Raw genomic sequence first — 11,601 nt, forward strand, 5'->3', positions numbered from 1 at the left:
CACCGGAGATGCAGATTTTTTCAGTTATTATCTGGATAATAATTCTCAAGTTTATCCAGATGTCAATCTGGCCGCTTTTGAAATCACCTTTGGGAAGGTTCTCATACGGGATTTCATATCCTGCATCATTAATTGTTTTTGCACTTCTGTCATGGTACTGTGGACTTTTTCATCTGCCTGTTCATTTTGCACTTGTTTTTTTTGTAGTACTCTTATTCTATTATTTTTATAAGGGAGAATATACAAAGAAGGAAATTTTTGAAAATATCAGATGGGATATTGTTTTCTTCCTTTTCTTTTTATTCATGCTTGAAGTCAGATACTTAAACCCCTCCATCTCTTATGCCGAAAAATTTATGGATCATGCATTTTTGGCATCAATCATAAACAATCCAACTGTTCCTCCTGTCGATCCGTGGTATTCAGGAGGAAATCTTGACATCTATTATTATCTCGGTCACTGGATCTTTGGATCACTTGGAGTAATTTCAGGAATAAAATCAACAATAGTATTCAATCTTATTCTTCCAACCGTCTTTGCAAATACTGCCGTTTCGCTTTATGCCATAGGAAGACTTTTATTAAACAGATATGAATGGCTTTTGCTTTTCCCCCTTTTCATAGTAAATCCTGCATTTATATATCACTTAATTCTTGGAAAAAGCATACAGACTGTTATCTGGGATAGTACAAGAACTATTGACGCCGCAATTACGGAATATCCTGTATTTTCAATGCTCTGGGGTGATCCACACGCACATGTAATTTCTTTTTTAAACCAGGCACTATTCCTGTTCCTTTTAATATTCTGCTATATGAAATGGAATGAATCAGATGAGAAGACAAAATGGATTCTTGCAGTGCTTCTTTCAATCAGTCTTGGCTCAATGCCGCTTTTAAACACATGGGATGTTTTGATATATGCTCCGGTACTTTTGTTGACAGGTATTCTGATCTTTTTCAGAAACAAAAATAGAAATGAAGATAAACACAAGATCACTCCTGATAAGTCCTTTCTAAAATCAGATCTTTATTTATACCTGACAAAGGCCCTGCCGCTTAAAATTTTTATTATTGTACCTGTATTATCAGTAATCATATACCTCCCATATTATCTGATGCTGAATACTAGCGGAGTAGAAGGTATTGGAATTGTACATGCTCCAACAAGTCCTTTCGCGTTTATTCTGGTATACGGGTTTTTTCTGGCAGTTCTATACTTAGAATGCCTAAATGATCTCAAAAAAAGACCATGGATTTTAGCATTCTTAATTCCATTTGGATTTTTTGGATACATTGGAGCAGGTCTTTGTGTAGTTCCTGCTTTGGCGCTTGTTTTAAGGAAAAACAGGACTGCTCAGGATATTTTGGGATCGCTTGGACTTTTAATAATTATTTTTACAGAGATCATATATTTAAAAGACAATATGGGCGATGACTATTTCAGGATGAACACTGTCTTTAAATTTTCACTCATTGCCTGGATGATGCTTGGAATATCATGCTTTACGTTCATCGGGAAATATCTTGACAAAAAGTTCCCCGAAAATTCCAAAACTGAAATAAGTCAGAAAATGATTTGTCAAAATCAGACCTGGCCTGGCAAAATCAAATTGCCGGAAAACAAAAAATGTGCGTATCTGCTGGGAATAGCAATATGTATAATATTAATCCTGCCAGTACTCCTCCCTGACATGAATTACGGATATGGAGGAAAGACACTTGACGGAATGGACTGGATAAAAACACACCATCCATATGACTATGAAGCAATTGAATTTTTAAGAAGCCTGAATGGTACTGTAAACATCGTTGAGGCTGAAAACAATGATTACACCTACTACTCAAGAGTTTCCTCAATGACCGGCTATCCAACAATTATAGGAATGCCATTTCATGAACAGATGTGGAGAGGAGATTTGGGACTTGTTGGTGAGAGAATGTCTGATGTCAGAAAAATATATGAAAATCCGGATGACTGCATATCTCTTATGAAAAAATATGGAATGACCCATATATTTGTTGGTAAATCAGAAGATGAAATTTATAATGTCAATCTTCCATACAACCAGTTTAAAGAAATTTTCAGGAATGAAGGTGCGACAATTTATGCGCTTTATTAACAGTTATTTTACTTTTACTTCGATTTCAGACTTCAAATTCTATTGCTGGAACTAAAATTCTGATAATAATTCAAAAACCTTTATCACTCTTTATGATGAATTAATATAGCTACATCAATCGCTGACTGATGAGTGATGAAGGAGTAACTCAAAACCAATATAACCGGAAGAGCATTGAAAAAACGGTCTTCAGACGTTTTTGCAGATGATTTCAGAAATATCTGAATGAATTTTTTTCTGCTCTTTTGGCTCTTTGCTCCTGAATGAGGTGAGTTATGTCAAAAGTTTACGCAAAATTTGAAGTTCCTGACGAAATTCAGAACAAAGCACTTGAAGTTCTTGAAGTTTCAAGGGACACAGGAAAGATTAAGAAAGGATCAAACGAAGCCACAAAGGCTGTCGAGAGAGGAATCGCACAGCTTGTATTAATCGGCGGCGACGTTGAGCCTGAAGAGATTGTTATGCACCTTCCGGCACTTTGTGACGAGAAACAGTGCCCATACGTTATTATCAACCAGCAAAACGATGTTGGTGCGGCAAGCGGCCTTGAAGTAGGTTCTGCAGCAGCAGCGATTGTCAAACCCGGCAAGGCAAAAGAACTCCTTGATGAAGTTCTTGGTCAGATAGGCGAACTTAAGCAGTGAGGTGACCATTTATGGCAGATGCAACGCCGGCAGAAGTTATTGAGATTATCGGTCCGACAGGAATGCACGGAGAAGCTTTCCAGGTCAAATGCCGTATTCTCGATGGCTCAAACAAAGGAAGGATTATAACCCGCAACACAGTCGGGCCAATCCGCGAGGGCGATGTGCTTATGCTCATCGAGACCGAACGTGAAGCTAAGAAATTATCGAGGCGCTAAAAATGGTGGAGAAATTTGTATGTTCATTCTGCGGAGAACAGATTGAGCCTGGAACAGGAAAGATGTATGTTAAAAAAGATGGTTCAATCTTTTATTTCTGCAGCTCAAAGTGCCAGAACAACTACCGCCTAAAAAGAGTTCCACGCCGTGTGACCTGGACCGCAGCAGGCAGAAAAGCGCTCGGCAAGGAGTGATCCTTAATGGATCAGACATTCTTAATGATCAAACCTGACGGTGTCCAGCGCGGACTCGTTGGTGAGATTGTTGCACGCTTTGAAAAGAAAGGTCTCAAACTTGTTGCGGCAAAATTTGAGTCACTTCCAGAAGAGCGTGTAATGGAACATTACTCCGAACACAAAGACAAACCGTTCTTCCCGGGACTCAAATCATACATCATGAGCGGACCGTGCTTTTTGATGGTTTGGGAAGGCAAAAATGTCGTTTCAATTACCCGCCAGATGATTGGCGCAACCAATCCTGCAGAGGCACTTCCGGGCACAATCCGTGGAGACTTTGCTCTTGAGATTGGAATGAATGTAATACACGGTTCAGACTCAGACGAGACTGCAAAACGTGAGATTGCAATTCACTTCAAAAAAGAAGAAATCACCTCCTATGAAAGAGTAGATGAGAAATACCTCTACGAGTAAACCCTTTCATCATTAATGGATGAAAACAAATTTGTTTTCATATACTTTTTTTCTCATGTTTTAATCCTGACTTTATCAGTCGAAATTTTATCCCTCATAAAAGAAGCTGTCCACATTTTTCTATTCGATTATATTATATTTAGTCAGCAAATGAAAATAATGTCAATACCGGTTTAATTTTTGTCCTCTTTATCTAAACATCCCATAATATGATTGCTCAATTCCTAATCGGCAATATTGCATATGTTCTTTGAGTTCATTTTAAATTCAAATCTTTTTGAAAAAAACGTTCATGAAACAAATTTTTTATGGACTGTTTCATGAAAATCATGATTTGATTTTCAGGGTAAATTACTGATTAAACAGGACAATCAGTCAAAACCCTTGATTAATCCCATGAAAAAGACAATAACTGCCATAATCTCAAGACGTCCTATCCACATTGCAAAAATAAATACACTCTTGCTGAAAGGTGTTAAATCAGGCGTTGCAAAACCAGTACTTATACCATTATTACACGTTGCTGAGACAACTTCAAAAATCACATGACTTGTATCAACCAAAGGCGACTCAAAATGCATTATAGCAATCGCCGAGAAAAAAATAACCATGAGATATAAGATGATGATAAGCATATTTTTAGAAACTTCTGCTTCAGCTTCTGCTTTTTGAACAATTTTCCCGCCATACCTGAATGGAATAATTACTTTTGAGCTAACAAAAGATCTTTTAAACCACCAGATAATTCCCCTGAATGCCAAAGCCGCCCTTGAAAGCTTGATACCACCGGATGTACTTCCGGAAGAACCGCCTACAAGCATCAGGAGAAGGAGAAATAAAACAGTAACAGGCGCCCATGTGTTAGGAGATGATGTCTGAAATCCTGTACTTGTAACACCTGCAACAGACATGAAAATTCCCTCCCTGATTGCAGTAGCACCTTCAAGTCCATTGAACAGTAAAAGGTCTGCTGTAATTACCACAAATCCAAGCATTATAAAAAAGAACAAAAGCCATGCCTGTTCATCACGGAAAAGACTCAGCTTCTTTTTATAGTACATTAAAAAATAGATTTTAAACGGAAGAGCACCCGCAATCATCACAGGGATTATAAGCATCTCAAGAAGCGGGCTGTTGTAATAAGGAATGCCTGCAGAATGCACTGTAAAACCACCTGTTGCAATCGCAACCATTGCGATATTTACAGCATCCCACAAGGGTATTCCTGACAAAAGGATGAAAAGAACAGATGCAACAGTAAGAATCAGATAAATCTTCCACATCTGAAGACCCTGCTGAACAACGCTTGGCATAAACGCCTCACTTCTTGCTTCAGAGCGGTAAAAACGGGATGGATTCAGTCCGGTTCTGGAAAGCATGACAATTGTAAATGCAACAATTCCAAGACCACCAAACCACTGCATAAGTGAACGCCAGAAAAGTAATGTGTAAGACGTTGAATCTACATCACGAATCATTGTAATGCCTGTATCAGTCCATCCTGACATGGCCTCAAAGACCGCATCAATATATGGCATTCCCATACCAAGCCAGAAAGGAATTGCCCCGACAAATGCACAGATTAACCAGATAAGAGCAACTGAAAAAAGAGCCTGACTTAATTTGGCCTCCCTTTTATTTTCGGGAAACATCAGAAACACTGTTCCTATCAGGTATAATATCAAAGGAACAAGGGCCATTGGAGCAATCATATCCCATTCGCTGTAGATGATGGCGACAATCAGAGGAACACATGTGCCAAAACTAATAAAATGCAGGACATTTCCAAGATCATCAGCAATGATTGAAAACTGTTCAATACGTTTCATCTGTAAACCCTGTAATACTACCTGATAGGTAAACTATCTGATAATATATGTTTTTGCATAATCTTCGATAATTTCAATGATTTAAGAAAAAAAAAGAATTATTGTTTGTTTGTCCACAGATTGTGAATATTGCAGTATTCTATTGCCTTAACATCCTCATTCTGGCACGGGAAGTGGGCAACAGGCTCATCTCCGGGTGAAAGCCAGTGAACCATTAAATCATCACCGTCAATTACCCCAATCATCACGATATGGTGTTCAGGCAACATCGGATGAAGTGTTGAACCAACTGTTACTTTGATTCCGTCATCGGTTTTTTCAACAATCGGAACGTGCTTTTCGTTTTTAAAATCTGCACTCTGCTCTGATAAAAGTTTCATTGGCTCATCACAACAGACCATCTGTCCTTTTCCTGAATCCAACAGAAGAGTTGTATTACCACATTTGTCGCATTTGTATATCTCAATTTTTTTTCCCATTTTATAAACCTCCATGATACTTTTTTTAAAGAATATTGTATTCCTTATGTTTATTTAAGATTTCATCAGCTAATTTTTCAATCCCCGCATAGGCTTCTTCGTCAGGAAGACCTTTTATGTAGACAGGGTCAAGCACCTCTACATCAAGTTTTCCAATCATTGCAGAAAGAGAGTTTACAGTCTTTCCTCCCCATCCATATGAACCGATTATTCCAACAAGTCTCGCCTTTGGTTTTAGTATGTTTGCAAGAAATGCAATGTTTGCTGCTTTTGGATGCGGACCGAAAAGAACTGTCGGTGATGCAACGATTATTGTTGCGGCATCCAAAAGATCCATTGCAATTCGTCCAATATCCGCATTTGCAAGATTAAAAGGGCGTACTTCAATTCCTCTTGAAAGCAATGCCTCTGTTAAGTACTTAACCATCTTTTCAGTGCTTCCATGCATTGATATATAAGGAATAATTACCCTGTTTCTAACCTTATCCGAACTCCATTCAGTGTATGCGTCAATTATGTAATTAGTGTCTTTGTAAAGTGGTCCGTGACTTGGTGCAATAATCTCTAACTCATATCCTGAAAGCCTGTCCAGGTAATCTTTGACCTTTCCTCTGAAAGGCATCATTATTCCTGCAAAATACCTTTTTGCAAGGACATAATGCATTTCCCTGTCATCATCAACAAACAGATTTCCTGTTGCGTAATGTGATCCGAAAAAGTCACATGAGAATAAAATTTTGTCCTCACGAAGATAGGTCATCATGGTATCAGGCCAGTGTACCCACGGAGTAATTAAAAATTCAAGGGTCTTGTCACCAAGTGAGATTGTCTCACCATCTCCGACAACAATAATCCTAAAGTCAGGAATATTGTGAAATATTTTTAAAAACTCTTTGCATTTTTCAGAAGTTACCACTTTAGCACCGGGGAAAAGCTCCAAAAATACAGGAATTGCACCGGAATGATCCTGTTCTGAATGATTTACAACTATATAGTCAATCTTTGAGACACCAGATCGTGCAAGATTTGTTATGAACTCTTCTTCAAATCCAAAGTCTACACCATCTATTAGAACTGTTTTTTCACTTCCCTCGATTAGATAGGAATTATAAGTTGTACCTTCCGGAATTGGCAACAGATTGTCAAAGACTTCTCTGTCCCAGTCAATAACTCCAACCGAATATACTCCTTTGCAAATCTCCCTGACTGCCATTTTCAAATCTCTTTAAAACTTGCTTTCTGAGCACCACATACAGGACATTTCCATCCTGCAGGAATGTCAGAAAAAATTGTTCCTGCATCTACATCTCTATCCCCTTTATCAGGATCATATACATGGCCACAGACCATACATTTCATCTTTTTTCCTGTCATTTTACCAATCATCCCTCGATTTCTATCGACTCAAATTTATCTTTTTTTGCCGCACACCTTGGACATCTCCAGTCGTCAGGAATATCTTCAAAGGCTGTTCCTGCCTTTATTCCTGAGCCTGCATCACCAATACGTGAATCATAGATATATCCACATTTTTTACATTTCCATACTTTCATAATATCCTCCAATTTAAACAAAACCGAATCAAATCGCTACTTTGAAGCAGTGACATCACAGTCACAGCCATGCCTGTTTTCAGTTTTATTTGTATTTAGAACAATCTTACATAATAACTTTCTCTAAAGTGACATTTTATTACACAAAAGAAAGAACTAAAAATAAAAAAAAAGGATAATCAGAATTTAAAAAAATATTAAAAATTATGCATTTATTATGCATTTATTCAGCGCAATTCCGGCTGATTTGATATTTAGGTTTTGTATTTAGATTTTGTATTTAGATTTTGTATTTAGATTTTGTATTTAGATTTTGTATTTAGATTTTGTATTTAGATTTTGTATTTAGATTTTGTATTTAGATTTTGTATTTAGGTTTTGTATTTAGGTTTTGTATTTAGGTTTTGTATTTAGGTTTTTGTTTTTTTAGCGTTTTGAACTGGCTGATTCCTCTATTGGTTCACAATCGAGTTCTGCAACAATCTCGACAGGATTTTTAACCTTTTTTGTAAGACGGCGTATCCTTCTTAGTCTTTCAATTCCAATGAAATGCTCTGCCATCACTTTAGCAAAAGGAGACAATGTTACTTTTCCGTTGCTCAAAGAAATATATCCCTCTTTTTTCAGAACCGGATACACATCAGACATCTCTCCAACCATCTTTTCACACATCTGATGAAGGCCTGCCTCATCACCTTTACATACAACTGCGTGCGATACAAACTCTTCTGATGATTCCTCATCATCATATACAGGCGCAACCTCCTCCATTTCACCTTTAAGAAGGCTTATTGCAACCTCTTCCTCAGTAAGTCTGCTCTCACGTGAATAACCTGCACCAGGCTCGGCTAAAATTACAACTTTCCCAAGATCATGATAATCCGGCCTTCCGGCACGACCCATCATCTGGTAAAAATCCTGAACGGTAAGCCATTTAATCCCCATTGCAAGTGCATCAAATATGACCTGGGATGCAGGAAAATCAACGCCTGCCGCAAGTGCAGCTGTAGTAACCACAGCTGAAATTTCTCCTTTTTCAAACTTTTCCTCAACGAAACGCCTTTCTTTTGCACTCAGACCTGCATGATAAGCCTGTGCTTTTCCTCCAATTGCATCCGCAATCTCATGGCATCTGGCTCTTGAAAAAGTAAAAACAATCGACTGCCCCTTATACCCTTTTGATGATTTATTGCGATATTCTCTTGTAACAAGACTTTTAATTGCATCAATTTTTTGTTTTCGATCAACAAAAATCAAATGACGTTCAAGTGGAACAGGTCTTTCATTGTATGTAACCAGATTTGCTCCTAATTTCTCTGCCAGAAGGTGCGGCATTCCAATTGTAGCGCTAAGATACAAAAACTGCGCATTTGGTGCTACATATTTTAGCCTTGAAATAAGCCCGTCAAGCCTGTGGCCGCGTTCAGAATCTTCAAGCGTCTGAACTTCATCAATAACTACAGTTCCAATATTTGGAATTGTTCTTCCTCTTCTTAAGATATTGTCAATCCCTTCATACGTTCCTACAATTATATTTGCCTTAAGAGTCCTTTTTGCTTTAACCTTTGTTTCAGGCAAATTTATTCTTGAAACACCTGTCTGCAAAGCCACATCCAAAAACGCATACCTCTCTGAAAAACGGTTGTACTTCTGGTTTGCAAGAGCTACAAGAGGAACTAAAAAAAGCATATTCCCACGACCTTCTGACTGGTTTTTAACTCCTGCCAGCTCACCAATGAAAGTCTTTCCACTCGCGGTTGCGGCAACAACAAGCTGATCTTTTCCTTCCAAAAGGCCTGCTTTTACACAAAGCTCCTGAACAGGCATCAGTCTTTCAACGCCGGATGCATCCTTAAAAGCCTGCGGAAGAGACAGATCTTTTAAATAAGTAGTCCTTGGAACCTTGTGCGACTCAAGAATATCAAAAACAGTATCCTTTAAATTCACCCTTTCAGGCTGAACCATTGAAAGCACTTTGTCAAGATCCATGTACAGACTAAGAAGCCTTTCAAGATGTGCAGTAGAGATTCCACCCATCTTTCCAAGAAAACCAATCTCACGCCTCAGCTCTTTTTCAGCACAGTCCAGACAGATATACTCTTTTCCATATTTTACCGCGTTTTTATTCTTTAGAGGTGTTATTCTGTTCTCTAATATGCAGGTGCGGCATGCACGAAGATAACTGAAATTTATCTGGAGATCGTTTAAAAACGCCTCAAAATTTTTGCTCTCACCAGTCAGTCTGACATCAGCGTTTCTAAGTCTTGATATCAAATCCTTTGTCGGTGTATTTGAATACTGACGTTTTCCGGGAGTCCTCAGTCGGTAATTTTTCGGCCTGAACCCTTTTGATGTTTTGGATAGTTCAACAGCACCTTCAGCTTCAACAAAATGCCGATCATAAAAAAAGAGTTTATAATCTCCGCGTTGCGGATGGACAATGATTTTCATGGAGATATCAAATCGTGAATTATATAGCGGAGACCTGAAGATTCCAGCCTTTTTAGAAAGTCTGTAAAATCTTCATCAACAATCACTATTGCACTTTCAAGACCATGTATTCCGGCTTCAATTACTCCTTCCGCCGCACCAAAGAATGTGTTTGCCTTCATACCCGAATTTTTTATCGCAATATCGGCCTCTATCCCGACTGCTCCAACAAAATCTACTTTCTCAAGTATATCACGAAGAATCTCAGTAGAGACTTTACCTGAGCCTCCTCTTTGGATACGCGGAACTTTACATACATGCACAATACCATAGGAATGGTCAATAATTCCTGTGAGATCTGAAATTCCAATGTCCATGCCGCTTTTGGCATCTGCTACTGCAATTCCGGTTGCACTCGCATTCTTATATGAGGCATGCAAAAAACCGTCTTTCATATACACGCCAACTTTTTCGCCTGCAAGAATATTACAGTCTGCAATAGCGGTCCAAACAGAGACCTGCTGTACAATATCTCTGGTGATATGCTTAGCGTATGACTCAAGCGCTTCTGCATTGTTTATAACCCACTCAACGCCTTTTGGAGTGATAACATAGCTTCCGCGACCCTGTGATTTCACCATCTCGTCATCTACAAGTTCGCGAATATATTCAGATACTGCCTGAGGCGTTACGCCCATTTTTACAGCAATCTCCTGCTGTCTTATTGAAGGCTGGTGCTCTGCAACCTCAACCAGAATCTGAAACTTTGTTGCTTCTCTTTTACTTCTAAGAATTATATAGAGTGGATCATTATCCCTTATCTTCAACAAAAACCAGCCCCTGTCCTTTTACATCAAGTATCGGCAGGCGTTTTGCAAGACCCTTTACGAAAACAGGACTTACACTGTATTTCCTCGCAAGATCATTAACAGATGAATTACCTGCTCTTACATCCTTTTCAATATCATCTACAAGATCTCTTAAGGATTCGTCAGCAGATATTGAAATATTGATTATATCTCCCAAATCATCCATTGTACACTGGAAATTGGCACGGAATTTACTATAAGTTGTTTTGTATTCCTTGGATGGTTTTTCTCCAGGTTTTGGCATTCTCCACTGTTCTTCAACGAGATTGCCTTTTTTAAGGATAGCAATACAGTCTTTTACTTTACCAATTTCATAATCCGCTGAAAGCTCCTCTTCAGTCATCCAGTTTTTGCTGAGCTGAGTATATATGCTCTTAAATTCTGAGTTGCTGAATGTTATCAGAAGCGGAACAAGATCAAGAGGATCATTAACAATTCTAATATGCCCCGTCAAAGTAAAAACCCATTAAATATATGTAGTATAATGAAATAAACTTATTTCAAATTCACATACGATTTTTGAGGACTTTTTTTATGCACATTTAATGATTTACCCCATATTATACGTTATCATCAGATTTCTGTAGATTAAATGCTCTTTTAAAAGCAGTTTGAAAAATTAATGATTTTTAAGTTATCAACAACTCATAACTAAATTGCATTACAAAATAAATCAGCCTGTTTGATTTATTTAATTGGTATTGACTTTCTTCATCAGGTTTTCTTCATTAAGTTATAGTTCCAACAGTTTAGATACAACAAACACCTTTTAAATTCCCAAATCATAACTTCAATCAGACAATTAA

At 38.0% G+C, this 11,601-nt stretch carries 13 protein-coding genes; 5 read left to right on the forward strand and 8 right to left on the reverse strand.

Annotated elements, in window-relative coordinates:
* Positions 1 to 8 precede the first annotated feature (8 nt).
* The 5 genes from L1994_RS07315 (at position 9) to ndk (ending at position 3,635) form a co-directional block, all read left to right on the forward strand.
* Entirely contained in the window at positions 9 to 2,123 is a 2,115-nt protein-coding gene (locus tag L1994_RS07315) for a DUF2298 domain-containing protein (RefSeq protein WP_278098801.1), read from the forward strand.
* 275 nt (positions 2,124 to 2,398) lie between these two features.
* On the forward strand, positions 2,399 to 2,767 hold the full coding sequence (rpl7ae, locus tag L1994_RS07320) for a 50S ribosomal protein L7Ae (protein WP_278098802.1): 369 nt from the start codon (positions 2,399 to 2,401) through the stop codon (positions 2,765 to 2,767).
* An 11-nt stretch (positions 2,768 to 2,778) separates the two neighbouring features.
* Positions 2,779 to 2,985: a 30S ribosomal protein S28e gene (locus L1994_RS07325; protein ID WP_209689957.1), complete on the forward strand. Its 207-nt coding sequence runs from the start codon at positions 2,779 to 2,781 to the stop codon at positions 2,983 to 2,985.
* Positions 2,986 to 2,987: 2 nt separating this feature from the next.
* A complete protein-coding gene (locus tag L1994_RS07330) occupies positions 2,988 to 3,179 on the forward strand; it encodes a 50S ribosomal protein L24e (protein WP_278098803.1) in 192 nt (63 codons plus the stop codon).
* 6 nt (positions 3,180 to 3,185) lie between these two features.
* Positions 3,186 to 3,635 carry a nucleoside-diphosphate kinase gene (gene ndk / locus L1994_RS07335; protein WP_278098804.1) on the forward strand — a complete coding sequence of 150 codons (450 nt, stop codon included), beginning with the start codon at positions 3,186 to 3,188 and terminating at the stop codon, positions 3,633 to 3,635.
* 371 nt (positions 3,636 to 4,006) lie between these two features.
* On the opposite strand, the gene L1994_RS07340 is transcribed toward ndk, so the two are convergent.
* The 8 genes from L1994_RS07340 to L1994_RS07375 form a co-directional block, all read right to left on the reverse strand.
* Positions 4,007 to 5,464: a TrkH family potassium uptake protein gene (locus L1994_RS07340; protein WP_278098805.1), complete on the reverse strand. Its 1,458-nt coding sequence runs from the start codon at positions 5,462 to 5,464 to the stop codon at positions 4,007 to 4,009.
* Positions 5,465 to 5,562: 98 nt separating this feature from the next.
* Complete coding sequence (locus tag L1994_RS07345; RefSeq protein WP_278098806.1) at positions 5,563 to 5,943, reverse strand: desulfoferrodoxin family protein; 381 nt, start codon at positions 5,941 to 5,943, stop codon at positions 5,563 to 5,565.
* A gap of 25 nt (positions 5,944 to 5,968) precedes the next feature.
* Positions 5,969 to 7,156, reverse strand: coding sequence for an FprA family A-type flavoprotein (locus L1994_RS07350; protein WP_278098807.1), 1,188 nt, complete (start codon positions 7,154 to 7,156; stop codon positions 5,969 to 5,971).
* A 2-nt stretch (positions 7,157 to 7,158) separates the two neighbouring features.
* Positions 7,159 to 7,317 carry a rubredoxin gene (locus L1994_RS07355; RefSeq protein WP_278098808.1) on the reverse strand — a complete coding sequence of 53 codons (159 nt, stop codon included), beginning with the start codon at positions 7,315 to 7,317 and terminating at the stop codon, positions 7,159 to 7,161.
* A gap of 8 nt (positions 7,318 to 7,325) precedes the next feature.
* Positions 7,326 to 7,496, reverse strand: a complete 171-nt coding sequence (locus L1994_RS07360) for a rubredoxin (RefSeq protein ID WP_278098809.1) — start codon at positions 7,494 to 7,496, stop codon at positions 7,326 to 7,328.
* Between the two features lie 426 nt (positions 7,497 to 7,922).
* On the reverse strand, positions 7,923 to 9,947 hold the full coding sequence (locus tag L1994_RS07365; protein ID WP_278098810.1) for a DEAD/DEAH box helicase: 2,025 nt from the start codon (positions 9,945 to 9,947) through the stop codon (positions 7,923 to 7,925).
* On the reverse strand, positions 9,944 to 10,753 hold the full coding sequence (locus tag L1994_RS07370; protein ID WP_422656658.1) for a DUF7839 domain-containing protein: 810 nt from the start codon (positions 10,751 to 10,753) through the stop codon (positions 9,944 to 9,946). The genes L1994_RS07365 and L1994_RS07370 overlap by 4 nt, the downstream gene beginning before the upstream one ends.
* A complete protein-coding gene (locus tag L1994_RS07375; protein WP_278098812.1) occupies positions 10,737 to 11,249 on the reverse strand; it encodes an ArsR family transcriptional regulator in 513 nt (170 codons plus the stop codon). Before L1994_RS07375 ends, L1994_RS07370 begins: the two co-directional genes overlap by 17 nt.
* Between the last annotated feature and the right edge of the window lie 352 nt (positions 11,250 to 11,601).

The sequence above is a fragment of the Methanomicrobium antiquum genome, from assembly GCF_029633915.1.
Lineage (GTDB): Archaea > Halobacteriota > Methanomicrobia > Methanomicrobiales > Methanomicrobiaceae > Methanomicrobium > Methanomicrobium antiquum.

Bases quoted from the DNA above. Each gene is read 5' to 3' on its own strand.
- L1994_RS07315 (WP_278098801.1), top strand. From the start codon at position 9: ATGCAGATTTTTTCAGTTATTATCTGGATAATAATTCTCAAGTTTATC.
- rpl7ae (WP_278098802.1), top strand. From the start codon at position 2,399: ATGTCAAAAGTTTACGCAAAATTTGAAGTTCCTGACGAAATTCAGAAC.
- L1994_RS07325 (WP_209689957.1), top strand. From the start codon at position 2,779: ATGGCAGATGCAACGCCGGCAGAAGTTATTGAGATTATCGGTCCGACA.
- L1994_RS07330 (WP_278098803.1), top strand. From the start codon at position 2,988: ATGGTGGAGAAATTTGTATGTTCATTCTGCGGAGAACAGATTGAGCCT.
- ndk (WP_278098804.1), top strand. From the start codon at position 3,186: ATGGATCAGACATTCTTAATGATCAAACCTGACGGTGTCCAGCGCGGA.
- L1994_RS07340 (WP_278098805.1), bottom strand. From the start codon at position 5,464: ATGAAACGTATTGAACAGTTTTCAATCATTGCTGATGATCTTGGAAAT.
- L1994_RS07345 (WP_278098806.1), bottom strand. From the start codon at position 5,943: ATGGGAAAAAAAATTGAGATATACAAATGCGACAAATGTGGTAATACA.
- L1994_RS07350 (WP_278098807.1), bottom strand. From the start codon at position 7,156: ATGGCAGTCAGGGAGATTTGCAAAGGAGTATATTCGGTTGGAGTTATT.
- L1994_RS07355 (WP_278098808.1), bottom strand. From the start codon at position 7,317: ATGACAGGAAAAAAGATGAAATGTATGGTCTGTGGCCATGTATATGAT.
- L1994_RS07360 (WP_278098809.1), bottom strand. From the start codon at position 7,496: ATGAAAGTATGGAAATGTAAAAAATGTGGATATATCTATGATTCACGT.
- L1994_RS07365 (WP_278098810.1), bottom strand. From the start codon at position 9,947: ATGAAAATCATTGTCCATCCGCAACGCGGAGATTATAAACTCTTTTTT.